General features: G+C 61.2%; 20 protein-coding genes and 2 pseudogenes. 8 read left to right on the top strand and 14 right to left on the bottom strand.

Features of this window, described 5'->3' with window-relative positions; all coding sequences use genetic code 11:
- The first annotated feature begins 90 nt into the window (after nucleotides 1-90).
- The gene (locus N8A98_RS03905) at nucleotides 91-441 is read left to right on the top strand and encodes a TfoX/Sxy family protein (RefSeq protein WP_262169317.1); all 351 of its coding nucleotides are present in this window, start codon (nucleotides 91-93) and stop codon (nucleotides 439-441) included.
- 139 nt (nucleotides 442-580) lie between these two features.
- Here the strand turns inward: N8A98_RS03905 and N8A98_RS03910 are convergent, their stop codons facing one another.
- From N8A98_RS03910 to N8A98_RS03920, 3 genes and pseudogenes are all read right to left on the bottom strand, one after another.
- Entirely contained in the window at nucleotides 581-970 is a 390-nt protein-coding gene (locus tag N8A98_RS03910) for a nuclear transport factor 2 family protein (RefSeq protein ID WP_262169318.1), read from the bottom strand.
- Between the two features lies 1 nt (nucleotide 971).
- Nucleotides 972-1,775: pseudogene (locus N8A98_RS03915) on the bottom strand (MBL fold metallo-hydrolase); the annotation flags it as partial.
- Nucleotides 1,776-1,828: 53 nt separating this feature from the next.
- Entirely contained in the window at nucleotides 1,829-2,461 is a 633-nt protein-coding gene (locus N8A98_RS03920) for a DsbA family protein (protein ID WP_262169324.1), read from the bottom strand.
- 110 nt (nucleotides 2,462-2,571) lie between these two features.
- Between N8A98_RS03920 and N8A98_RS03925 the strand changes: the two genes are divergently transcribed.
- Complete coding sequence (locus tag N8A98_RS03925; RefSeq protein WP_262169326.1) at nucleotides 2,572-3,486, top strand: LysR family transcriptional regulator; 915 nt, start codon at nucleotides 2,572-2,574, stop codon at nucleotides 3,484-3,486.
- A gap of 55 nt (nucleotides 3,487-3,541) precedes the next feature.
- Here the strand turns inward: N8A98_RS03925 and N8A98_RS03930 are convergent, their stop codons facing one another.
- The 3 genes from N8A98_RS03930 to N8A98_RS03940 are packed head-to-tail and all read right to left on the bottom strand — an operon-like array spanning nucleotide 3,542 to nucleotide 6,398.
- Entirely contained in the window at nucleotides 3,542-4,282 is a 741-nt protein-coding gene (locus tag N8A98_RS03930; RefSeq protein ID WP_262169329.1) for a FadR/GntR family transcriptional regulator, read from the bottom strand.
- Nucleotides 4,283-4,311: 29 nt separating this feature from the next.
- On the bottom strand, nucleotides 4,312-5,376 hold the full coding sequence (locus N8A98_RS03935) for a Gfo/Idh/MocA family protein (protein WP_262169330.1): 1,065 nt from the start codon (nucleotides 5,374-5,376) through the stop codon (nucleotides 4,312-4,314).
- 5 nt (nucleotides 5,377-5,381) lie between these two features.
- Nucleotides 5,382-6,398: a Gfo/Idh/MocA family protein gene (locus N8A98_RS03940; RefSeq protein WP_262169333.1), complete on the bottom strand. Its 1,017-nt coding sequence runs from the start codon at nucleotides 6,396-6,398 to the stop codon at nucleotides 5,382-5,384.
- Nucleotides 6,399-6,681: 283 nt separating this feature from the next.
- Here N8A98_RS03940 and N8A98_RS03945 point away from each other — a divergent pair, with 283 nt between their 5' ends.
- The 6 genes and pseudogenes from N8A98_RS03945 to N8A98_RS03970 all read left to right on the top strand — a co-directional run.
- Nucleotides 6,682-7,965 carry an ABC transporter substrate-binding protein gene (locus N8A98_RS03945; RefSeq protein WP_262169335.1) on the top strand — a complete coding sequence of 428 codons (1,284 nt, stop codon included), beginning with the start codon at nucleotides 6,682-6,684 and terminating at the stop codon, nucleotides 7,963-7,965.
- Between the two features lie 62 nt (nucleotides 7,966-8,027).
- Nucleotides 8,028-9,026: a carbohydrate ABC transporter permease gene (locus N8A98_RS03950; protein ID WP_262169336.1), complete on the top strand. Its 999-nt coding sequence runs from the start codon at nucleotides 8,028-8,030 to the stop codon at nucleotides 9,024-9,026.
- Nucleotides 9,019-10,104 carry a carbohydrate ABC transporter permease gene (locus N8A98_RS03955; RefSeq protein ID WP_262169339.1) on the top strand — a complete coding sequence of 362 codons (1,086 nt, stop codon included), beginning with the start codon at nucleotides 9,019-9,021 and terminating at the stop codon, nucleotides 10,102-10,104. Before N8A98_RS03950 ends, N8A98_RS03955 begins: the two co-directional genes overlap by 8 nt.
- Before the next feature lie 11 nt (nucleotides 10,105-10,115).
- Nucleotides 10,116-11,207 (top strand): ABC transporter ATP-binding protein, encoded by a 1,092-nt coding sequence (locus N8A98_RS03960; RefSeq protein ID WP_262169341.1) that lies wholly within the window; start codon nucleotides 10,116-10,118, stop codon nucleotides 11,205-11,207.
- On the top strand, nucleotides 11,204-12,439 hold the full coding sequence (uxuA, locus tag N8A98_RS03965) for a mannonate dehydratase (protein ID WP_262169344.1): 1,236 nt from the start codon (nucleotides 11,204-11,206) through the stop codon (nucleotides 12,437-12,439). The genes N8A98_RS03960 and uxuA overlap by 4 nt, the downstream gene beginning before the upstream one ends.
- Nucleotides 12,440-12,680: 241 nt before the next feature.
- A pseudogene (locus tag N8A98_RS03970) lies at nucleotides 12,681-12,886 on the top strand (LysR family transcriptional regulator); the annotation flags it as partial.
- A gap of 47 nt (nucleotides 12,887-12,933) precedes the next feature.
- On the opposite strand, the gene N8A98_RS03975 reads toward N8A98_RS03970, so the two are convergent.
- The 8 genes from N8A98_RS03975 to phnA form a co-directional block, all read right to left on the bottom strand.
- Nucleotides 12,934-13,194 (bottom strand): hypothetical protein, encoded by a 261-nt coding sequence (locus tag N8A98_RS03975; RefSeq protein ID WP_262172135.1) that lies wholly within the window; start codon nucleotides 13,192-13,194, stop codon nucleotides 12,934-12,936.
- A 213-nt stretch (nucleotides 13,195-13,407) separates the two neighbouring features.
- A complete protein-coding gene (locus N8A98_RS03980; RefSeq protein ID WP_262169346.1) occupies nucleotides 13,408-14,316 on the bottom strand; it encodes a PHP domain-containing protein in 909 nt (302 codons plus the stop codon).
- On the bottom strand, nucleotides 14,306-15,970 hold the full coding sequence (locus N8A98_RS03985) for a dipeptide ABC transporter ATP-binding protein (RefSeq protein WP_262169349.1): 1,665 nt from the start codon (nucleotides 15,968-15,970) through the stop codon (nucleotides 14,306-14,308). The genes N8A98_RS03980 and N8A98_RS03985 overlap by 11 nt, the downstream gene beginning before the upstream one ends.
- Before the next feature lies 1 nt (nucleotide 15,971).
- On the bottom strand, nucleotides 15,972-16,856 hold the full coding sequence (locus N8A98_RS03990) for an ABC transporter permease (protein ID WP_262169351.1): 885 nt from the start codon (nucleotides 16,854-16,856) through the stop codon (nucleotides 15,972-15,974).
- Nucleotides 16,849-17,826 carry an ABC transporter permease gene (locus N8A98_RS03995; RefSeq protein WP_262169353.1) on the bottom strand — a complete coding sequence of 326 codons (978 nt, stop codon included), beginning with the start codon at nucleotides 17,824-17,826 and terminating at the stop codon, nucleotides 16,849-16,851. Before N8A98_RS03995 ends, N8A98_RS03990 begins: the two co-directional genes overlap by 8 nt.
- 53 nt (nucleotides 17,827-17,879) lie before the next feature.
- A complete protein-coding gene (locus N8A98_RS04000; protein ID WP_262169356.1) occupies nucleotides 17,880-19,529 on the bottom strand; it encodes an ABC transporter substrate-binding protein in 1,650 nt (549 codons plus the stop codon).
- 270 nt (nucleotides 19,530-19,799) lie between these two features.
- On the bottom strand, nucleotides 19,800-21,254 hold the full coding sequence (gene phnY / locus N8A98_RS04005) for a phosphonoacetaldehyde dehydrogenase (protein ID WP_262169359.1): 1,455 nt from the start codon (nucleotides 21,252-21,254) through the stop codon (nucleotides 19,800-19,802).
- Between the two features lie 11 nt (nucleotides 21,255-21,265).
- Entirely contained in the window at nucleotides 21,266-22,528 is a 1,263-nt protein-coding gene (gene phnA / locus N8A98_RS04010; RefSeq protein ID WP_262169361.1) for a phosphonoacetate hydrolase, read from the bottom strand.
- Nucleotides 22,529-22,609: the final 81 nt, after the last annotated feature.

Consider the following 22,609-nt stretch of genomic DNA (forward strand, 5'->3'; position numbering starts at 1 on the left):
GTTTCGCTACCTGACTGGGTCGGGTAAATATGAGGTCGTTCTCGACCAATCTCATTCACGCGCTTATCATCCCAGCAAAGGACAAAGCAGATGTCGAAACAATCCGAACAGACCAGGCATCTTGCCGAGCACTATGTCGATCAGCTGTCGGATTGGGCCAAAATCACCACAAGGCCGCTGTTCGGTGCGGTGGCGCTCTATCGCAACGAGCATGTCTTTGCCATGGCCTGGCAGGGCGCGCTTTACTTCAAGGTCGATGCCGATTCACGCCCGGAATACGATGAAGCGGGTTCCCAAGCGCTCGGCTATACGACTGAGGGCCAGGATCACGCGCTCAAGTCCTACTGGGCCGTTCCCGCCGACATACTCGAAGATGACGACAGTCTCCGGGAGTGGGCAGAGCGTGCCTACCAAGCGGCGTTGAAGAGCGGGCGAACTTAACCCGATACGCCGCTTTGCAGGTCGCAGTCTGGCTAGTGATGTGTGTCGGAGCAGTGTCTTGGGCATGCATCGGCACGGCCGATCCCGCGTCGGAGGCTGCCACAAGGCACGGCCTTGTCTCCTTTAAATGTTTGCGAGGTTAGCTGAGTGCGCGGGATACCAGGACGGTGTCGACATACTGGGTCATGCGCATGATCTTGCCGTCCTTGAGGTGGTAGAGATGGGCAAAGGGCGAGGTCATGGATTTGCCGGTTACGTTATAGGTGCCGGAATAGACGCCGAACGCGGCAACGCGATCGCCATCAGCAAGGTAGGTGTGGACTTGGGCGCGATAGCTCGTCCATTCCGTCTGAAGACGGTGGAATACACCGGCGATCACTGCCTCCGGCCCGACATAGGTTCCCGCATAAGGAAAGCCCTCTGCCTCGGTCCATTCGACATCGGCGGACAGTACGGCCCGCAGGTTGCGGCCGTTGTCCGCCGAGGTTCCTTCATAGGTGCTTCGGATCAGCTCGAGATTGGTGCTCATTTCAACCCCACTGCATTTCGCCAGTGGCGACCTTGGAGCCAATATCGAGAGCCACGCCCATGCCCAGATCGGGGAAGCGGGCTTCCATTGCAGTCTTGAGTTTGGCGGAGTCTCCACCTCTGGCCAGTTCTTCTTCGAACGCCAGCAGATAGGCTTTGGTATGCTCGATCCCGGCAAGACCCGTCGCAGCCGCCGGATCCATGTGGCCCGGAATGACGATGGCAGGATGGCGAGCAGCAATCGCGTCGAGATTGGCGATCCAGGCCGCGCGCTGCTCTTTGGTGGGGGTATCGGCAGTCCAGACATGCACGCCCGAGAAAATCAGCACACCACCAAAGACGGCATTCAGTGTCGGAACCCACAGATAGCGGCGATTGGCGAGGCCCGCGGCCGCAACGATTTCGACGGTTTCGCCATCCACGCTCAGTGTTGGGCCGTCGAAGGCCTCGGGGAAAATGATATCGGCCTGCGTCTGCGGTCCACTCTCGTTGAGCTTGGGGCCCCACGCGGCCAGTTTTTTGTCCACATTGCCCTTGATGGCCTCCACCGTGTCCGAAGCGGCAATGACCTTGGCGTTGGGGAAAGCTTCCAGCACCGGCTTCAGGCTGAAATAATAGTCCGGATCGGACTGGCTGATATAGATCGTGGTCAGCGTCTTGCCCGTCGCCGCTATGGCCTGCGCCAGCGCGCGCCCATCGGGATAGGTGAAGCCGCCATCGATCAACAGCGCCTCACTCGGCCCGGACAGCAGCACCGGTGCCCGGAAGAAGCCGTTCCCGCCGGCAGGAAAATGGGTCCAATTCAGGGTAGTTGTCATGGTGGTCACTCCTTGGTGAAAGTCGTAATCATTGCGAGGCTTCAGGCAGCTTCGAGCTGAGCCGCCAGGATTTGCGGGTCGCCAAACAAAGTGCCGCTGGGCAGCAGGCGACGTTTGTCGCCTTTGCCAATGATCAACGCCGGCACACCATTGGCGCCGAAACGCGTCATGTCGGCACGGGCAGCCTCGATCCGCGTCCGGTAGGCTGCCAGCAATTGCTGATCCGCTGCCCGAAGACGATCAGCGGCATCGCTGAAACCGGCAGCCGCGAGGATGTCGGTCACAACGTCCATGCTCCCATTGTCCCGGCCATCGACATAGCGGGCCTGCTGGAGCGCCTTGAGCGCCGCCATTTCCTGGGCGGGCGCCTGCAGGCCCACAGCGACTATGGCCAACGTTGATGGCGCGGAGTCGAACGTGGAGCCGACCGCGCCAAGCACCTGCTGGCGGTAAGTCTCGCTGAAAGGCTGCCCAGTCAGACGGGCGATGCGTTGATCGTTCTGCCAGGCATAGGCGGCGAAGGATTGATCCATCGGGCGGGCGCCTTCACCGGCAAACAGGCCGGTGGGCGACAATTGGATGGTGACCCCGCCCAGTTGGCTGATTTGCTCAAGCGCACCGGTGGCGCCATAGCACCAGCCGCAAAGGGGGTCGAACAGGTAGGTGATGTGCATGGGCCTAATGTCCTCAATGTTGTTGGCTGGAAGCTATGCCTCCGCCATTGATTGATCGAGAGCATCAAACCTGACAGAATGTTTTCCTCTGGCATACAATAGGACAGATGATGCAGGCCATCAGACTCAACCGGCTCGCCTATTTCTCCGCCGTGGCCGAAACCGGCTCCTTCACCAAGGCGGCCGAGCGGCTGGGGATCACCAAAGCGGTGGTCAGCCAGCAGGTTAGCCGTCTCGAAGAAGAGCTGCAGACCAGCCTGCTGGTCAGGACCACCCGACGGGTCGAGCCAACCGAGGCCGGACGGCTGCTACACGCTCGATGCGTGATGATCTTCGGCGCGGTGGAAGACGCCATCAGCGAGATCGCGCAGATCAATTCTGAGCCCACCGGGACCCTGCGCATAGCGGCGCCGAGCGATTACGGCGCAGCAACGATTGCCCCGCTCATCGCCGCATTCACCCGGAAATATCCGGCCTGTAATGTCGAATTGCGGCTCTCCGATACCAAGGTCGATCTCATTGCCGATCATTTCGATCTGTCCATCCGCGTCGGCTGGCTGGACGATTCCAGTTATCAGGCCCGGCGTATCGGTTCGTTCCGGCAATTGCTGGTGGCCTCGCCCGAATTGCCGCAGGCGGGGACTGCAATCGTACCGGAGGATCTGGTCAGCCTGCCCTTCATTGCCAATGCGTCCCTCAAGGAGCCATTGGTTTGGCGCTTCACCAAGAATGACTTCGACCCCACAACGGTCAGGCTCCGCCAGAGCATCCTGACCAATTCCACGCCAGCCGCCATGGCCGCCACTCTGGCCGGCGGGGGCATATCAGTCTTGCCGGACTTTCTGGCCGCGGACCATTTGCAAGCCAATAGGCTGGTCCAACTCCTGCCGGCCTGGGATTTGCCGGCCGGCGGCATATATGCGGTCTATCCGGCGGCGCGCTTCCGGCCGCCCAAGGTCATCGCCTTCGTTGCCATGCTGTCACAGCATCAGCAAAGCAATCGCAGCATCGCGCCGCCTTTATAATGTCAGTCTCCCGATCGTTGCGCCGACCACGGCAACCTGATCGCTTGGTCAGCCCCTACTCCGTGACCACGCGGCCGCGTTCGTCTGCTTCGAGCAGTTCATTGGTGACGTTGCGGATATGGCGGGCCATCGCCTTGTAGGCGGCGTCTGGGTGGCGCATGCGCAAGGCCGAGAGGATCGCGTGATGATCGCCGATCCAGAGCGGGCGCACGCTTTCGGCGTGGATGTGCTCGTGCAGCTTCTTCCACATCAATGATTCATCGCGCTGCGCCCATAACGCCTCGATCATCGAGACGATGATGGCATTGTTGGTCATCCTGGCGATGGTCATGTGGAAGTCCCGGTCGCCCTTTTCCTGCAGCAGGACCACTTCGGTTTCCTGCTCCATCTGGGCGATGCATTCTTCCAGCACCAGAATATCGTAATTGGTCGCCCGCTCGGCGGCCAGCGCCGCTGCGCTCGACTCGATGGCAAGGCGCGCCTCCAGCAGCTCGAACGGTCCGGGCCCGATGTCGCTTACGGAGAGGTCGAAGTTCACCTGCGACAGCCGGCTGGGCAGGACCATGATCCCGGCCCGGCCGCGCACTTCGACGATGCCGCGCATTTCCAGCGCGATTACCGCCTCGCGCACCACCGGGCGGCTGACCGAAAGCTCTTCGGCCAGTTCCCGCTCGGATGGCATGCGCCAGGATTTATCGGCAGCGTTCTGCTCGATCAGTCTGGCGATCTGGCGCGCAACGACCTGATACAGCCGCTGATTGCCCTGCAGCCGCGGGTAGCTCCGGTCCTTTTGCATCTTTGACCTCCCAGCCGTCGACCCGCCGGTCAAGGGAGCCAGGAGCCATAGAGCGGATGCGCTGGCGTGATTGGCAATTGTGACGGCTGGCCCGTTCTCTGGGAATGATACGCCGCGGTAACCAAAGCAAGCGAATTGCGCGCATCTTCGAGGGTTACAGGCGGTTCCCCGCCAGTCATGACCGCCTCATGGAATAGCTCGAACTGCCTTGTATAGCCATCTTCGGTGACCTGGTGCTCGGCGAGCGCTGCATCGATCCTGGCCTGATGCTCCGGCGTGCCGGCGATGAAGGTCCAGGGATCACGGCCCATCGTATAGGGCTCCAGAATACTCTCGGCCACCATGTCGCTGAAACAGAAGCGCAAGCGGGAGATTTCCTTGCGCGACCCCAAAGTCATGGACAGGGCAGCGAGCGAGCCATTGGCCATCTTGACCGAGAGGGTCATAGTGTCCTCGACCTCGATCTTGTTCACCAGGGTCGCGCCATGAGCGAAAATCTCGGCACAGGCGCCGTGGACATAATTGAGCATGTCGTGAGCGTGAATGGCGTGGCCGAGCAGCCCGCCGCCCAGTTCGCTGGCCCATTTGCCGCGCCACGGCACTTCGTAATAGGCCGGACCCCGCCACCAATGTGTTTCGACCGTGGTGAGGAACGGCCTTCCGGCCAGACCCAGTTCGATCAGCCGCTTGAGTTTTTGCAACCCGGTGCCATAGCGATACTGGAAGATCGGCATGAATTTGCGATCGGTTTTGCCGACGATTTCGCTCATCGCATCGACATCGGCGATGGAACCGAAAAGCGGCTTTTCGCAGATGACATGCTTGCCCGCCTCAATGGCGCGTTTTGAGAGCGCGAAGTGGGAATCGGGCGGCGTGCAGATGTCGATGACATCGAGATCGTCCCGCGCGAACAGGGTTTCGACATCGCTGGTATATTCGCCAACGCCAAATTCGGCGACGGCCTGGCGCCCACGATCCTCATCGAGGGAGCAGAGCACGGGAACCTCGAACAGGTCCTTGTTCCAGTTGTAACCGGCCAGGTGCCGCTGGGCGATGCCGGCGCCAATCAGGCCGACGCGCAGTTTCCGGGTCATGGGATCTATCCTTTAGGCTGGGAGGAAATGTTGACGGCCCGGCTCTGCGCATCGAGGGACAGCCGGCAGACCTCAAAGACATGATGCTGCGACATTGCGGTGGCAGTGCGATCACGCACATCGGCGGCAAAGCTGGCGAAGTAGTCGAGCTCTTCGTTGGAGCAATCAATATGTTCTACGCCATGCTCGTTGACGAGGAAAAGGTGATCCTTGCCGTCGCGGCCGGCGATATCGACATATTTGCGCAGCTCGATATAGCCCTCGGTGCCCAATATGGTCAGCCGGCCATCGCCCCAGGTCGGCAGGCCGTCGGGAGTGAACCAATCGACGCGGACATAGCCAGAAGCCTTGTCGCTGCGCAGCAGCAGATCGCCGAAATCCTCGAATTGAGGCGCCTGCGGGTTGGCGAAATTGGCGACTTGCGACGTGATGATTTCCGCGGTGTCGGAGCCGGTGTAGAACAGAAACTGATCGATCTGGTGGGAGGCGATGTCGACGATGATGCCGCCGAATGCGTCATGTTGCCAAAACCAGTCCGGCCGGGAATTGCCCAGGCGATGCGGCCCGGTGCCCAGCGTCTGGATGACCCTGCCGATGGCGCCCTCCGCGACCAGCTTGCCAGCCTTGACCGCCGAGCGAACGCTGTGCCGCTCGGTGAAGCAGATCGAGAAGATGCGCCCGGTTTCGCTCACGGCCTGCTGCACCGCCTCGAGCTGGGCATAGGTGGTGAGGCCGGGCTTATCGACCATGACATCCTTGCCCGCACGCATGGCCCGGATCGCGAGGCCCGCGCGGTCTTTCGGAATGGCGGCAATGCAGATCACGTCGATGCTGGAATCGGCAAGGAGCGTCTCGCGATCGATCTGGGGAACATCCAGATAGGTTTGTGCAAAACTCTCGACCAGGCTTGGGATCGAAGTTTGGGGGCAATAGCCAACGAACTCGGCGCCGGCCTTGATCAGCCCTTTGGCATGATCGAAAATATGTCCGTGGTCGATGCCAACGACCGCAAATCTAACCATTTCAGGCATTCCCTTCGCTACTGGCGAACCGGTGCAGGCTCATTTCATTGGTCAAACCAGACAGGCATTCCGTTTTCCTGTCAAGACTAGTGGCTGACCAGATAGTCCCGATATTTTTGCCTTTTTGTGTGATTATTCCGCGCAAATGCTTGCAATCTTTGGTTCGCATCGCGTCGCATCCAATCTGGTCATACCAGAAGGCTTGACATTGTGGTCTTACCAAAACAAGCTTGGGTCCAGCGGCTGTTTCAAACGCAGCGCATTCCTGGAGGAGGAATTGGAATTGAAACGCACTGGATTGAGGACCACGACCGCGCTGGCTTTGGTAATTGCCGCCGCGCCGATTAGCCTTGCCTACGGGCAGCAGATCACTGTTTGGGCCGGGGATACCGGCAGCGGGGGCAAAATCTTCGCCGAGATGGCCAAGACGTTCGAGGCCGAGAATCCCGGCGTCACCGTCAATGTGGAGGAAGTGAGCTACCAAACGCTGGTGGAAAGCTTGCCGGTGCAGCTTGAGGCTGGCGAAGGGCCCGACATCGCCATCATCACCGACTTGGGTGGGCTGAGCCGCTTTTATCAGGACATCACACCCTATGTTGACGCGGCCTATTTCGAGCAGGAATGGGGCCAGACGCTGCAATGGCTGCGCGGCGGCGATGCGACGAGCACCGCCATCTACGGCATGCCGACGACGCTCACCGTCAACGGCGCCTATGTAAACCTGACCCTGTTCGAGCAGGCTGGCGTGCCGGTTCCCGCTGAGGGCGCAACCTGGCAGGAATGGGCCGAGGCCACGCGGCAGGTCGCACAGGCTACCAATACCGAATTTGCCATGGAGATGGACCGCTCAGGCCACCGCTTTGCCAGCCTTGCCATCAGCTATGGCGCGCAATTGGTCGATGAGGCGGGGCATCCCGTGGTCGACGATGGCCTGCGTGCCGCCATCGAGCAGTTCGTTGCCTGGCATCAGGACGGCACCATGCCGATGGACCTCTGGGGCGCCGTTGGCGGCGCGACGCACCGCGAGTTATTTTCCGATTTCCTAAATGCCAATACCGTTCTCTATTTCGGCGGCTCCTGGACGCTGGCGCAGATGGATAGCGAAGTCGGCGATCTGTTCGACTGGGCCGTGGTTCCGGCGCCCTGCGGGCCATCGTCCTGCACCGTCATGCCAGGTGGCGGCGCCATGACCGTGTTCTCCCACACCCAGAATGCCGAGATTGCGGGGAAACTGATCAACTTTTTTGCCCAGCCGGAAAACCTCGATCACTACATCTCAACCGAAGTCGAAATCCCCTCGGCGGCCTCGCAAATCGCCAATGGGGTGGAATATCCAACGGCCTCGGCACGTACCTCGGAGGCGCTGGCCACATTCATCAACCAGATTCCGAAGATGGATGCCGCCGCCTACCGCTTCCAGGGCTGGCGCTACCAGCGGGCGATGATGAACGCGCTGACCACCCGTATCAGCCAGGTGCTCAACAATGAGTTGACGGTGGATGCCGCGATGGAACGCATCAAGGAAGACGTCAATCTCGCCATTCAAGCGGCCGGCGGACAGCCCTGATTGCAGCGGCCGTCCCGTTCCGTACGGGGCGGCCTTATCCATCCAATTCAAGGAACAGTCTCATGAGCGCAAGGGTTCAACTCGCCTCGGCCGCTGGCGCGATCCTGTCACTGCCGGCGCGCCTCATCGAGCCGGCAATGTCGGGTATCCAGCGCGGCGTCGGCATCAAGCGGATGCCCTGGGTCTTCCTGCTGCCCAACCTGGTTGCCGTCGTGCTGTTCGCCCTGCTGCCGGTATTCATCAACATCTTCTATTCGGTGAGCGGCAGCGACCGGCTGTTCCCCTGGGATCGTCCTTTTGTCGGCGGCGCCAATTACCAGAGCCTACTCGATTGCGGCAATTATCTTGATCCATCCACCTGCTCGCGCGATCTGTTCTGGCGGGCATTGGGCAATACGATGGTGTTCGTGCCGGTGCAGGTGATCTGCATGATTGCCGTCGCCCTGCTGACGGCGATCTGCCTGAACCGCGATATTATCGGCCGAGGGTTCTTCCGCGGCATCTTCTTTTTCCCCGTCATGCTGTCCCCCGTGGTGGTGGCGCTGACCTGGCAGTGGATCCTGCAGCGCAATGGGGCGCTGAACGGGCTGATTTCGGCCGCCGGTTTGACGCCGGTTAATTGGCTGGTCTTCCCCAATACGGCATTCTTCTGGTCGGTCTTCGTGACCGTCTGGGCCCATATGGGCTTCTACACGATCATTCTGCTGGCCGGGCTGCAGGCCATTCCACGCGATGTCTACGAGGCGGCCAAGATGGACTCTGCCTCCCCGTGGCGGGTGTTCACCCGGATCACGCTGCCGCTGCTCAAGCCGGTCATGCTGGTGGTTTTCATCCTGGCGGTGATCCGCTCGGTGCAGACTTTCGACGAACTCTATGTGCTGACCGGCGGCGGGCCCGGCTCGGCCACCATGCTGATGGTCCAGTATATCTACGAAGTCGGCTTCGCCACCCAGCCCCGCAATTTCGGCCTGGCTGCTGCCGCGTCGCTGTTCCTGGGACTGGCCTTGTTGATTTTCACCGGTATCCAAATGCGCATTTCGCGAGGTGGCAATAATGACTGATCTCAGCGAAGCCAAACCGACAGTGTCGATCGTTGAATTCGCCACGCGCCGGCGCGGGCGCAAGCGGCTCGATTGGACCGACTGGCTGACCTATCTCTACCTGTTCCTCGGGCTGCTGGTGATGTTTACCCCAGTGCTGTGGGTGGCCATTTCTTCCCTCAAGACGCCGGCAAACCTGACCGAATTTCCGCCCACACTGCTGCCCTATGCGGCCCAGACGGTAGTGGTGGAAGGCCATAACGAGCCCCTGCCCTTGTTTGACGTGGTGGGCGAGGATGGCCAGACCCGCCAACTGGCGCAATTGCGCCGGGTCGGCATCCAGGCGCAGATGATCGATCCCGCCAATCCGCAGGAGCGGATCGTGGTGCCGGTGGGCAATGCGACGCCGGTCCGGCAATTGCACCTTGCCACCGAGAACTACACCAATCTGCTGAGCAGTTCCGGCGGGCAGATGTGGCGCTATCTGTTCAACAGTCTCTTCATCACGGTGGTGGCAACCATCATCACGCTGGTGATGAATTCCATGGCGGCCTTCGCCCTCTCCAAATACCGCTTCCGCGGCTCCAACGCGGCGCTGGTTTCGATCCTTGCCACCCTGATGATCCCGGCAACGGTGGTGCTGGTCCCCACCTATATGATCGTTGCCCAGCTTGGGCTGGTGGGAAATCTCTGGGGCGTCATCCTGCCCACTGTTGCCACCCCGACCGGCGTCTTCCTGTTGCGGCAATATATGCTGACCATCCCGGACGAATTGATCGAGGCGGCCCGCATGGACCACGCCAGCGAATGGCGCATCTTCTGGCGCATCATCCTGCCGCTGTCCTCCCCGGCCCTCGCGGTTGTCGCAATCTTCTCGATCCTGTCACGCTGGAACGACTTCCTGTTGCCACTGGTCGTGCTGACCCGGCGCGAGTCCTACACGCTGCAACTGGCCCTGGCCTCGTTTCAGACCGAATACGGCGTGCGCTATGAAATCCTGTTGGCGATGACGACGCTGACGGCCCTGCCGCTCGCCTTCGCCTTCATCTTCCTGCAACGCTACATCACCAGCGGCATTGCCTCGACCGGTATCAAGTAAGGACCATATTGATGGCCAATCTCACGCTTCAAAATGTCAAGAAATCCTTCGGTGCCGTCGAAGTCATCCCCGGCGTTGACCTCGAGATCATGGATGGCGAATTCGTCGTTTTCGTCGGCCCTTCCGGGTGTGGAAAATCCACCCTGCTCCGGCTGATCGCTGGCCTTGAAGATGTCTCGGATGGCGACATCCGCATCGACAATGCCAGCGTCGTCGACGTACCCGCCGCCGACCGCGGCGTGGCCATGGTGTTTCAGTCCTACGCGCTTTATCCGCATATGACGGTGCGGGAAAATCTCAGCTTCGGGCTCGAGAACATCCGCATGGACAAGGCCGAAATCAACCGCCGCGTCTCCGATGCCGCCCGTCTGCTGCAGATCGAGCAATTGCTGGAACGGCGGCCAAAACAATTGTCGGGCGGACAACGCCAGCGCGTCGCGATCGGCCGGGCCATCACCCGCGATCCCAAGATATTCCTGTTCGACGAGCCGCTATCCAACCTCGATGCCGAACTGCGCGTGCTGATGCGGGTCGAGATTACCAAGCTGCATGAACGGCTGGGCAATACGATGATCTACGTGACGCACGATCAGATCGAGGCCATGACCATGGCCGACAAGATCGTCGTGCTGCGCAAGGGCATTATCGAACAGGTCGGCGCGCCGCTCGAACTCTACAACCATCCGCGCAATCTGTTTGTCGCGGGCTTTATCGGTTCCCCGCGCATGAACTTCGTCGAGGGCAAGGCCTCCGCCGCCTCCGCCGGGCAGGTGGTGTTCGAAGCGCCCGGCTTGCCGCCGCTGACCCTGCCGGGTGCCCTGGCACAGCCGCTGGCCAGCGCTCCGGCAACGCTGGGAATCCGGCCCGAGGATTTCGTGGTGTCCCGCGATGCGGATAGCGGCTGGCCGGTCACGGTCGGGGTCGCCGAGCAATATGGCGCCAATAGCTACCTGCACTGCACCCTGGCGGGCGAAGTGCCGATCCTGGTGCACGAAGCCGGGCAGAGCCTCGCCAAGCGCGGCGACGTGCTCTATCTGGCCCCGCGCGAAAGCCATTGGCACCTGTTCGATGCCGATGGGGCCGCCATTGAGCGCCAGGCATGATCGAAACCTGGCGCTGGTTCGGCCCGTCCGACGTCACCACCATTTCCGACATCATGCAGACGGGTGCCACCGGCATCGTCTCTGCCTTGCACCATATCCCCGACGGCGCAGTCTGGCCCGCAAGCGAGATCGCAAAACGCCAGGCCCAGATAAGCACGACACGCGATGGCCGCGCTTCGGGCCTCGTCTGGCTTGTGGTGGAAAGCCTGCCGGTTTCCGAGGACATCAAACGGCAGACCGGCGCCTGGCGCGAGCACATCGCCAATTACAAACTGAGCCTCGCAAACCTCGCAGCGGCCGGTATTTCAACGGTCTGCTACAATTTCATGCCGGTCATCGACTGGACCCGCACCGACCTGGCCTGGCGACTGCCGCATGGCGGCACCTGCATGCGGTTCGACGCGATCGACTTCGCAGCCTTCGACATTCACCTGCTCCAGCGCAAAGGCGCGGCCGAGAGCGTTTCGCAAGCTGTCGCAACCGAAGCCACGGCTCGCTTCAAGCGCATGAGCGACGCCGACAAACAGAAGCTGGCGGCAAGCGTGCTGGCAGGATTGCCCGGAGCCGCTGACCGATTGTCAGTCGACACCGTGCAGGAACATCTGGCGCGGTATGGCGACATATCGAGCGAGCGATTGCGCCGGCATTTGTTCGATTTTCTCGAAGAAGTGGTGCCGGTTGCGGCGGCGCTCGGCATACGCCTCTGCTGCCATCCGGACGATCCCCCATTTTCCCTGATGGGCCTGCCGCGCATCATGTCGACCGAAGCCGACTATCGCGCCATGCTCGATCATCTGCCGGATGCGGCCAACGGGATGACCCTGTGTTCCGGCGCGCTCGGGGCGCGGCCGGACAACGATCTTGCCGGCATCATGCAGCGCCTGGGCGACCGCGTGCATTTCCTGCATCTGCGCAATGTGCAGCTGGAAAGCGAGGGCGTGGGCGGCTCCTTCTATGAAAGCGAGCATCTGGACGGTAGCGTCGACATGGTCGCGCTGATCAGAGCAATCGTTGACGAGGAAGCGCGACGCAAGGCCGCCGGACGCTCCGACGCGATAATTCCGATGCGGCCCGATCACGGCCAGGATATCCTCGACGACCTGAACCGTGGCGGGCAGCCGGGCTATCCGCTGATCGGCCGGTTGAAGGGATTGGCGGAACTGAGGGGTGTAGCGCGGGCGCTCGCAAGCGGATCGGCGGGGCAGCCTTCATCCGCCGCGAGCCGCAGGTAAACTCACTGCTCCAATTGCGAACAAATCGCACGGCATCCTTCAGCGCTCATCCAAATGCGGACAGCCGAGCACCGGCCGTTCACCAACGCAACGGCCGGGTTGTCTTTCTCCTCGGCGGGCCGTTCCTGCCCACGATAGTTCCAAGAAAGCGCCTGTCGTCCGCCGGTCGCCTTGGCTGGTCCGGAGTTTATCGAGTGATTTCAACTGCGACACGCTGGATCTGAGAGCCTTCATCGCTCCAATGGAGCTTTCCAATTTTCGTCGCGCTGCCGACGTTCTCAACATGTCACAGCCAGCATTATCTCGGCGTATCCAGAAGCTGGAAGGCATGGTGGGGGCGCAGTTGTTTCAGCGCACGACCCGACAGGTGACGCCCACCGCCATTGGCCGCGAGCTCGAGCCGCTGGCAGGCCGCTGATCGATGAGTTTGATGCGTCGCTGTTCTCGTTCAGCGCTAGCAGACCGCCGGGACTGCGCCCGGCGATCCACCAAGATCAGGAATCGACAAACACTTCGTCGCGCGAGCGTCGAATGGATGGGAGCACGGCCATGACCAGCGCGATGACAGCCACCAGCAGCAACCCGGCCGAGAGCGGGGAGTGAATGAAGGTGGAGGGATCGCCATTGGAAATGATCAGCGCCTGACGCAGCTTTTGCTCGAGCAGGTCGCCCAGCACGAAGCCCAGTGCCAGGGGCGCGGCTTCGAACCCCAGCTTGTAGAGGCCATATCCGACCAACCCAAAGATTGCCGCCATAACCACGTGCGCCGGAGAGGTCCCTTGTCACAAGGGAAGCCCGCTTGCTTCCCAACGGCGTGACCACTTCATTGCTGACGCCCAAGCTCACTAGCGGACTGAGGATTTATGCGCGCATGGCTCGGGCCGTATAGCCCACGGGGACCCACGGCCACACTGGACGGCAGATGCAATCGACGTCGATCACGACGAAGGCGGGCTCCGCCGTGTTCGCTAACAATAAAATGGGTTTGACCAGGCGAGCTTGCCATCTTCGGACATCACCATAACGCGGCACCAGCTCCCCTCGAATTTTTTCAATGGGAGACGCGCGGAGGTTATGCCGCCGCCCGAAATCGCTTCGTTTTTGGACCCGCGGCCGACGACCATAATCTGGATGGCTTCCGAACACTCGATGGCCACCGTTCCATCGGCGACGACGATATTCTCGATGCTCGGACCCTGGGTTGAGTAGTAATGGCCGGCTTTTAGCGCTTCAACCAGCTCTTCCGGTTCGTTGCGCTCGGATTTCACCATCACCCAGCCGCCGAAGGCGTCGCGGTTACGGTCGCCCTCATAAAACCAATGCGCGTCGTCGGCGGCTGTAGCGTTGATGTGCCGGCCGGCGGTGAGGAGCGCATCGAGATAATAGGCGCCGCCGCCGCGGGCCTGCCGGACCTGGCTGGTGTGGTTATAGACTTCCACGGCATGGGCGCCCGGGATGGACTGGGCATCGCCCAGCGTCAGCGCGTACCATTCGGGATGCGGGATGACGACGAAGGCGCCGGCGTCGAGACAGCGCTGGGCGAGCTTCGAGCCGGTTTCGTCCTGCCGGTTCGGCTCGAAATCGAGCGGCAGGCCGACGGCGAGGATGTGCCAGTGCTCGCCGCCCTCGGTGGCAAGGGCATGGCATTCGGCGCCGGGAATGGTGGTGAAGCTATTGGTGCGGTAGGCCGACGTGTCGACCACCGGATAGTCATAGGCGGGCAGGAAATGATCCGACAAGCAGAGGAAGTCGTAGCCGCGCTCACGATAGCGTTTGCAGACTTCTTCCGGGTCCAGCAGGCCATCGGAACGCGTCGAATGGGTATGCAAATTGCCCTTGTAGAAGCGGCCCGGGGCGGAAAAGGCGTTAGCTGACATGCTGGAGAGTCCTGTTGGTGGAATGCGCAGAAGCGCTGGCAAACGCTTGCAATAGATTTTTTGTGTAGGTCGAGTTGGGATTGGACAGGATGGTGCCGGTGTCGGCGTAGTCGCGGATTTCGCCCGCCTCCAGCACCAGCATCTGGTCTGACATCTCGGCGACTACAGGCAGATCATGCGAGATAAAGAGATAGGCCGTATTGTGCTCGCGCTGCAGCCGCTTCATCTGTTTGAGCACTTGAGCCTGAACCGTGACATCGAGCGCCGATGTCACCTCATCGCACAATACCAGGTCCGGCTTGCAAGCGAACGCTCGTGCGATGGCCACACGTTGCTGCTGGCCGCCCGATAGCTGCCGTGGCGAGCGGGTGAGCAAGCCTGCATCGAGGTCGAGTTCTTCGAGCAACTGCACCACCCGGTCACGACTGGCAGCGCGCGTCATGCCAAAGAAAATCTGCAGCGGCCGGGCGATAATCTGCTCCACGCTATGCTGGGGATTGAGCGAGGATGCGGGATCCTGGAAGATGAGCTGAACGCGCCGGCGCAATTCACGGCCGCGACCATTGACGAGGCCCGAAAGAGGCTGGCCATCGAAGATGATCTTGCCACCATTGCCGTGCACCAGACCGGCAACCAGGCTGGCAAGCGTGGACTTGCCGCTGCCCGATTCACCGACGACGCCCAAGGTCGAGCCGGCAGGTATGGACAATGAAATGTCCTTGAGGGTGTGACGGGCAGGCGGCGCCTGGAAGAATCGCGAAATCAGCCGCGAGCGTTTGCCGCCATAGCTGAAATCGAGGTCGCGAATGCTCAAGATCGGCGGCGCCGTGGCCAGTCGGACCGGCTCGGCGCGTGAGTTTGTCCGCAGCTTGGGGATCGCCGCGATGAGCGTTCTGGCATATTCGGTCCTGGGTGCGGTGAAGACCTCCCTGGTCGGGCCATCCTCCAGCACCTTGCCATGCTGCATGACGAGGACCCGGTCGCACATGCGGGCGACGACGTTCAGGTCGTGGCTCACATAGATCAGCGTGGTATTGGTACGCTTCTGCAAGCGGCTGACCAGATCGAGCACCTGCGTCTCCACGGTCTTGTCGAGGGCTGTGGTCGGCTCATCGAGGACGATCAGCTCCGGTTCGGCCACCAGCGCCGCGGCAATGACGACCCGCTGGCGCTGGCCGCCGGACAGCTGGTGGGGGTAGCGCGCGAAGATCGCCGAAGGATCGGGCAGTTCCATGCTGGCCAGAAGCTCGATCGCCTTCTGCCTGGGCGAAACGCCGCCGGCCGCGTTGTGTGTCCGGATCAACTCGACCAGGTGCTGCCCGATAGTGCGATGCGGGGTTAGCGCGGAAAGTGGGTTCTGTGGCACCATGGCAGCGTGGCCGCCGCGGTACCGGTGTAACGCTTCCCCGGTGAGCGCAAAGACGTCGGTCCCGCCCACCATGAGGGCGCCACCCGCAATGCGCGCACCAGGCCGTGTATAGGCAAGAAAGGCGCGGGCCAGCGATGACTTGCCGCAACCGCTTTCACCAACGATGCCGAGCGTCTCGCCCTTCCCGATGGAAAAGCTGATATTATCGATGGCGGCCAGTTCGGCTTGCGGGCCGGTCTTGTAGACAAGTTTGAGATTGCGAACATCAATATGGGGCGCGGTCATCTCAGCCAAGCTCCGCTGTGGTGATACCGAAGGCGCGCGAAAGGCCGTCGACCATGAAATTGACGCCGATGATCAGGCTGGAGAGCATGATGGCGGGCAGCAGCAGAAACCATGGATCGGTGAAGATGACGCCCATGGCTTCCTGCACCATCAGCCCCCAATCGGGCGTGGGCTGGCTGATGCCCAGGCCCAGGAACGAGAGTGCGCTGATGCGAAGCACTGCCGAGGAGACCCGGACTGCCAATTCCACGCCAAGCAGGCCGATCAGGTTGGGCAGAATTTCACGCAGCATGACGGCCAGGCGCGTTTCGCCCCGCAATTCGGCCGAGCGCACGAAGTCGAGCGTCGACAGAGTGATGGTCTTGGCGCGGATAACGCGGACCACGCCCCAGGTATAGACCACGGCCACGACGGGGATCAGCGCACCGGGTCCGGTGCCCAGCGCCAGAATGAGAATGGCAATCAGGATCAAATCGGGAATCGCCATCATCGCATCGACGATGCGCATGATGATCTCGTCCGTCCGACCACCAACATAACCAGCTATGACGCCGAGCGCGGTCCCAACCACCACGGCCATGGCGACGCCAAGAAAGGAAACCATCAAGGCGATGCGACCACCAGCGATGATGCGGCTGAAATAGTCACGCCCGATCTGGTCCGTTCCCATAAAGAACTCCCAGGAGGGGTGTTGCAACGGGGCGCCGACCAGGGCGCTGGTGTCATAGGGCGCCAATAGGGGTGCGAGGAGTGCCAGCAGCAGGTGGGCGACCACGAGGATGACCCCGATCAATGTCGCGGGCTCGGACAGGGCGCGCCGTAGGCGCCGCGACCGCAGAAAGCCGGGCAAAGGGCGAAGGGGCGTTGAAACCGGGATATCAGCCATTTTGAGGCCTCGTGCGAACGCGGGGATCGAGAGCGAGGATGGCGAGGTCCGCCAGCAGGTTGGCGACGATCACCGCCAGGGCGGCGAGGAAGGCGATGGCCTGGATGGTGGGGATTTCCCGCTGCGAAAGGGCACGCAGCAACTCGCCGCCGGCGCCCGGATACTTGAACACCGCCTCCACCACGACCGATCCGGACAGCAGGCCGGCAACAAAGGTGGCCGTGCCATTGAGCATCGGAATCAACGCGGCCGGCAGGGCGTGAACAAGGCTAATGCGCCAGGTGGGGATACCGGCCAGCCGGGCGCGCTCGACATAGTCGCTGTTCAGCGCCTCCACCATGCCGGCGCGAAGCAACCGGAACTGATAGGCGACGCCGTGAACGCAAAGCGCCAGGACCGGAAGAATGGAAGCCGCGAGGATAGTCAGCTTGGGGGCGTTGGTGGGCGCCAGGATCACCGCCGGGGCCAGGCCGAGCCAGACCGCGAAGACGATGACAAAGAGGTTGCTGACCACGAAGTCGGGCATGGAATAGGTGAACAGCGTCGTCGCGCTGATGGTCGTGTCGAGGCGTCCGCCGGGTTTAAGGCTGGCCAGCGTGCCCAGCGAGATCACCATGGCCAGCATGACGACGAGCGCGACACCGGCCAGGATGGCGGAGTTGACCATGGGATGAAAGATTCGCGCCGCCACCGGCTCGTGCTTGATGATCGTGGTGCCGAAATCGAAGGTCATCAGCCGGGTCCATACTTCGAAGAAGCGGACCGGGATGGGACGATCAAGTCCCAGCTCGCTGCGCATCTCATCGAGCTGGGCCGGGCTATAGAACTGCAGCTCTTCTGCCGGAATGGTGGCTGTCAGCGCGTCGCCCGGCAGCACCTCCGTTCCCAGGAACACGATCAAAGCCGTAACGCTGAGAATGAAAAACGCCATCAGCAGGCGCCGCCCGGTCATTGCTAATATCTGTGACATAGCGCGATCCTGGATGTGGAAAGGGGCGCGTGACGCGCCCCTCGGTTCAGGTCTTAGGATTCGATCCAGACGTCATCAAACCGGCTCGACCAGTTCTGCGAGTGCGATTTCAGGTTCTTCACGGTCGGGGCATGCGCCAACATGTTGCGGCGGCCGCCCAGCACAATGGCAGGGGTATCCGACTGGATGATCCGCTGCAGCTCCTGATATATTCCCAGGCGTTTTTCCGCGCTCGGCTCGGCGATCGTTTCGGCATAGAGCTTGGCAAATGCATCCGCGCTCTCGCCTGTCCAGGCACCCTTTTCCTGCTCGTTTGCCACCATGCGTCCAAGATTGATCGCCGCGTTGCGTGGCCCCACCACACCAGCCGAAGGACGTCCGTAAGGCTCGTTGACCGACTTTACGTAGGCGTCAAAACCGTCGGTCGGCATTTCACGGATTTCCATGTTGATCCCCCCCTTTTTCAGCGATTCAACCACGATCGCCATGATGCGGGGCATTTCCGGGAACGAGGGTGAGAACACGACAGGCGGCAGGTCGATGCCGTTTGCATAGCCGGCCTCGGCCAACAGCTTCTTTGCGGCCTCGACATCATACGCCTTGTCGCGTGCCAGGAACTCTGCATTGAGCCCTGACATCTGGGTATCGTTTCCGACCCAAGTGCCCGGATCATTGTAGACGATGCTGTTGATCGCTTCGCGGTCGATGCTCAGGCTCACGGCGAGGCGAACGCGCGGATCATTCCAGGCGATATCAAGGTTCTTGGGCAGAGCGATCAGGAACTGGTCGCCGCCGGCAGATTTGTGGATGATGCCGCCGTCGGTCTCATACTGCCCAGCAGTGGTCGGATCGATATTGAAAACGGCATTGAACTGTCCCGAGCGGAAGCCGTTGATCGCGGTCTGGGAATTGACCACATAACCTTCGAGTTCATCGAGGAATGGCCGTCCGGTCAGCCAGTAGTTCTCATTTCGAACCGCCTTGAAGCCGCGGCGATTGTCGACCTCAACCAGCTTGAACGGGCCCGTGCCGATGCCATCCGTGAAAATGACCTCCGGCTCGGCTGCCGGCACGACCACCAGACGATATTCCGCCAGGGCATAGGGCCATTCGGCGTAAGGCGCATTCAGAGTGAACCGGACGGCATAAGGGCCCTGCGCCTCAATCTTTTCGAACCACTTGGTAATAAAGCCACTGCCCTTCTGCGCAATATGCGCATTGAAAGAGGCAACCACGTCATCCGACGTCATTTCCTTGCCGTTGTGGAACAGCACGCCTTCGCGCAGCTTGAAATCCCACACCTTGAGCGTTTCATCGGTCGCAGCCCAGCTTTCAGCCAGTTCACCTTGCAGGTTATAGTCGTGATCGACCCATACCAAGCTGTTCCAGACCGAGCGCGTCAGCAGATCGATCCAGTAATAGGGATGCTTGCCATTGTCGGAGGTGCCGACGGCCCAATTGGGATAGGTCTGAGCGTAGACCAGCTTGCCGCCCGTCTTCGGCACGGCGCCGTCAGGCAGCGCGGCCCAGCCTGGAAGCGCTCCATCCTGCGCGAACGCAAAACTTCCGAGCATTGACTGCAAGCCGAGCGTGGACGCGCCGAACCCTAGCAGTCTCAAAAAATCTCTTTTGGAAATCGTTGTCACGTCGTGCTCCAGTTTCTGCCGCGACAGCGCGGCGAGCCATCCCAAACTTTCACTCATGCGACCTGATCTCGACGTCTTTTACGGCGACGTATGCCAGGAGCGATAAGGCAGGCTCGCACCGCACTACGTTCCGGTCCAATCTCATCTATCTATGGAGCGTATAGATCAAATCTATCGATCGGCGAGTTACATTGATCAAATGACAGTTTTGCGACATTACTCGAGCGGGCGCAGGCATGGAAGATAATGCGGCACCCGGTGCAGCAACTTAGGCGCTGAGCGCCGGATGGCCACTGCGGCGAGAAACTCAGCCGCAGTGGCAACAGATCACCACGGCAGGGAGAAGGTCTTGACGTTGGTGTAGCTCTTCATCGCGTCGATGACGCCTTCCTTATAGCCGTTCCCCGAATCCTTGATGCCGCCGAAAGGGCTCATCTCGATGCGGTAGCCCGGAACTTCCCAGATGTTTACCGTGCCAACTTCGAGCCCGGCGATGTATTTCTGCATGCGCCGGAAATCGTTGGTACAGACGCCCGAGGACAGCCCGAAGGCGGTCGAGTTTGACAGCGCGATGAGTTCATCGTCATCGTCCGGCGCGCGGATGATCGGGATGATCGGACCGAAGGTCTCTTCCATAACCAGCTCGGAGCCGTGCGGCACGTGATCGACCACGATGGGGGGCAATAGCGCACCACGACGGCCCGGGTGGTAGAGGATTTCGGCGCCCTGCTCTGCGGCGATATGGACACGGTCTTCAAAGAGCCTGGCCGCGCGCTCGCTGACGACAGTCCCCAGGTCCGTCGAGCGATCCATCGGGTCACCGAACCGCAATTTCTTGGCGCGTTCCAGCACTAGGGGGACAAACCGGTCTGCCACGCGCTCCTGCACCAGGATGCGCTTGACCGCGGTGCAGCGTTGGCCGGAGTTCTTGGTGGCGCCGGCAACAGCCAGATCCGCAGCGCGCGCCAGATCGTCGTCAGACAAATCGTTGAGAATAATCAGCGGGTCGTTGCCGCCCAGCTCAAGAACCTGGCGCTTGTAGCCGGCCTTGGACGCAATCAACTTGCCCACCGGCACACCACCGGTGAAGGTGATGAGATCGATGTCCGGGTTGGTGATCATCTCGTCGCCGATATCCGTCGGCCAGCCGGTGACCACCGATAGCATCTCCGGCGGCAGTCCCGCCTCATAGAGAATATCCGCCAGGATCAGCGCGGTCATTGGGGTCAGCTCGGTCGGCTTGAGCACGACGCAATTGTTGGTTGCGATGGCCGGCGCCACCTTGTGCGACACCATGTTGAGGGGGTGGTTGAACGGAGTGATCGCCGAGATGGCCTTCAGCGGCTCGCGGGTTGTGAATATCTTGCGCGCCTTGCCGTGCGGAGTGAGGTCGCAGGAAAAGATCTGCCCGTCATCATGGATGCACATCTGTCCGGTCAGGGTGAAGACGTCAAAGGCGCGGCCGACTTCATAGAGCGAATCCAGCTTGGAAATGCCCAGCTCCAGCGTGATGAGGTCGGAGATCTCCTCTTTGCGCGCGTTCAGCGCGTCGGCGGTCTTGAGCAGGATCAGCTGCCGCTCGTAGCGGGTCAGCTTGGGCTTGTAAGCTGCCGCGATCTTAAAGGCACGCCGCGCGTGTTCGGCTCCACCCGCCGGAACAGTGCCAATGACACTGTTGTCCCAAGGGTAATAAACTTTGACAACGCCTTCGGCATCGACCTTTTGGCCGGCAATCCGCATCGGCTCGTGCCGTACCGCCATCTTCTTTTCTACCACGTTCATGATGGCCGCCCCTAATTTGCGGGCTGCGCGGCAGCCAGTGTCGCGTAGTAGAACGCATCGAAATTGCGCAAGGCCGGCGCCTCGGGTTGGTCGGGCAGTACGCGGTTGGTGATGAACGGCACTGCCTGTTCGGTGAGCCCGCCATGCGAGCGCAACGGCTCGTTGAGCGCCGCCAGGTCGTGGCGGTGTTCACTGGTGCCGATGGTCTTGTTCTCGCCCGAGATCATCACGATGTCCCCGATCCGGTCCTCCGGCAGTTCGAACCGGCGGCAGGCCTCTTCGCGATCGACCACCAGGATCATGTCTTCGACGCCCTGCAACCGGGCGATGATATCGGCGCGGTCAGCGCCCTTGGGCAGGTAGGCAGTGGCGAACGAGCCCAGCGCCCCGTGGTGCACCACATAGGGGTCGGTAATCGGCAGAATGACCCGGGCCGCGTCCTTGCCCAGCCACTCGTCGAGCAGGTCCTGCACATAGACCACATTGGGCGAACCGTCCGCATGGTGCTTGGGCTTCATGCCATGATCGGCGGTCACTACGATGGTGGCGCCCAGCGCGTCCAGCTCCGCCAGGTAGCGGTCGAACATCTCGTAGAAGTCGTTGGCCTGCTTCACCCCTGGTGCGTATTTGTGCTGCACATAATCGGTGGTGGTAAGATACATGACGTCGGGACGCCATTCTCTGAGCAGCTTCACCCCCGCCGCAAACACGAATTCCGACAATTCGGCCGAATAAACTTCCGGCACCGGCCGGCCCAGCCATTTGGAAGCGTTGTCGATGCCGTGCTGCGCCATTATGGTGGTGTCGGATTTTTCCGACGAAAAGCAGATCGCCCGATCTTCGTTAAAGTGCAGTCCGTGGCCGAGCAGCGAGCGCAGCTTGTCCTTGGCCGTCACCACGGCCACCCTGGCGCCAGCGTCGTAGAACGCCTGGAACACTGTCGGCGCCCGCAGGAACTTGGGGTCATTCATCATCACCTCTTCACCCGTCTCCGGGTTGTAGAGGTAGTTGCCGCAAATGCCGTGCACGGCCGGCGGCCGCCCGGTCGCAATCGACATATTATTGGGGTTGGTAAAGCTGGGAATGACGCTGAATGCGGTCCGCACCGTACCCTTGGCCTTGATCCGCTCCAGCGCCGGCATCAATCCGGCCTTGATCGCCTCGTCCAGATAGGCCGGCTCACAGCCGTCCAGGCAGATAGCAATTGCCGGCACGCGCGGCCAAGGATAACTGCGTCCGTTCGCATTCACCGCAATTGGGGACATCTGGTTCATAGGGTTTCCTTGGCCTGGTATTGTGTTGCTTCGGTTCCCAAACTGTTTGAACCCAGCGGCTCCATTTGGAAAATCGCATTT

Source organism: Devosia neptuniae, from assembly GCF_025452235.1.
In the GTDB taxonomy this organism is placed as follows: domain Bacteria; phylum Pseudomonadota; class Alphaproteobacteria; order Rhizobiales; family Devosiaceae; genus Devosia.

Excerpts from the sequence above, each read along its gene's own strand:
- phnA (WP_262169361.1), bottom strand. The coding sequence starts at position 22,528 with ATGAACCAGATGTCCCCAATTGCGGTGAATGCGAACGGACGCAGTTAT.
- phnY (WP_262169359.1), bottom strand. The coding sequence starts at position 21,254 with ATGAACGTGGTAGAAAAGAAGATGGCGGTACGGCACGAGCCGATGCGG.
- N8A98_RS03960 (WP_262169341.1), top strand. The coding sequence starts at position 10,116 with ATGGCCAATCTCACGCTTCAAAATGTCAAGAAATCCTTCGGTGCCGTC.
- N8A98_RS03920 (WP_262169324.1), bottom strand. The coding sequence starts at position 2,461 with ATGCACATCACCTACCTGTTCGACCCCCTTTGCGGCTGGTGCTATGGC.
- N8A98_RS04000 (WP_262169356.1), bottom strand. The coding sequence starts at position 19,529 with ATGAGTGAAAGTTTGGGATGGCTCGCCGCGCTGTCGCGGCAGAAACTG.
- N8A98_RS03985 (WP_262169349.1), bottom strand. The coding sequence starts at position 15,970 with ATGACCGCGCCCCATATTGATGTTCGCAATCTCAAACTTGTCTACAAG.
- N8A98_RS03990 (WP_262169351.1), bottom strand. The coding sequence starts at position 16,856 with ATGGCTGATATCCCGGTTTCAACGCCCCTTCGCCCTTTGCCCGGCTTT.
- N8A98_RS03935 (WP_262169330.1), bottom strand. The coding sequence starts at position 5,376 with ATGACCCGGAAACTGCGCGTCGGCCTGATTGGCGCCGGCATCGCCCAG.
- N8A98_RS03940 (WP_262169333.1), bottom strand. The coding sequence starts at position 6,398 with ATGGTTAGATTTGCGGTCGTTGGCATCGACCACGGACATATTTTCGAT.
- N8A98_RS03930 (WP_262169329.1), bottom strand. The coding sequence starts at position 4,282 with ATGCAAAAGGACCGGAGCTACCCGCGGCTGCAGGGCAATCAGCGGCTG.
- N8A98_RS03905 (WP_262169317.1), top strand. The coding sequence starts at position 91 with ATGTCGAAACAATCCGAACAGACCAGGCATCTTGCCGAGCACTATGTC.
- N8A98_RS03995 (WP_262169353.1), bottom strand. The coding sequence starts at position 17,826 with ATGTCACAGATATTAGCAATGACCGGGCGGCGCCTGCTGATGGCGTTT.
- N8A98_RS03975 (WP_262172135.1), bottom strand. The coding sequence starts at position 13,194 with ATGGCGGCAATCTTTGGGTTGGTCGGATATGGCCTCTACAAGCTGGGG.
- N8A98_RS03950 (WP_262169336.1), top strand. The coding sequence starts at position 8,028 with ATGAGCGCAAGGGTTCAACTCGCCTCGGCCGCTGGCGCGATCCTGTCA.
- N8A98_RS03980 (WP_262169346.1), bottom strand. The coding sequence starts at position 14,316 with ATGTCAGCTAACGCCTTTTCCGCCCCGGGCCGCTTCTACAAGGGCAAT.
- N8A98_RS03925 (WP_262169326.1), top strand. The coding sequence starts at position 2,572 with ATGCAGGCCATCAGACTCAACCGGCTCGCCTATTTCTCCGCCGTGGCC.
- uxuA (WP_262169344.1), top strand. The coding sequence starts at position 11,204 with ATGATCGAAACCTGGCGCTGGTTCGGCCCGTCCGACGTCACCACCATT.
- N8A98_RS03910 (WP_262169318.1), bottom strand. The coding sequence starts at position 970 with ATGAGCACCAATCTCGAGCTGATCCGAAGCACCTATGAAGGAACCTCG.
- N8A98_RS03955 (WP_262169339.1), top strand. The coding sequence starts at position 9,019 with ATGACTGATCTCAGCGAAGCCAAACCGACAGTGTCGATCGTTGAATTC.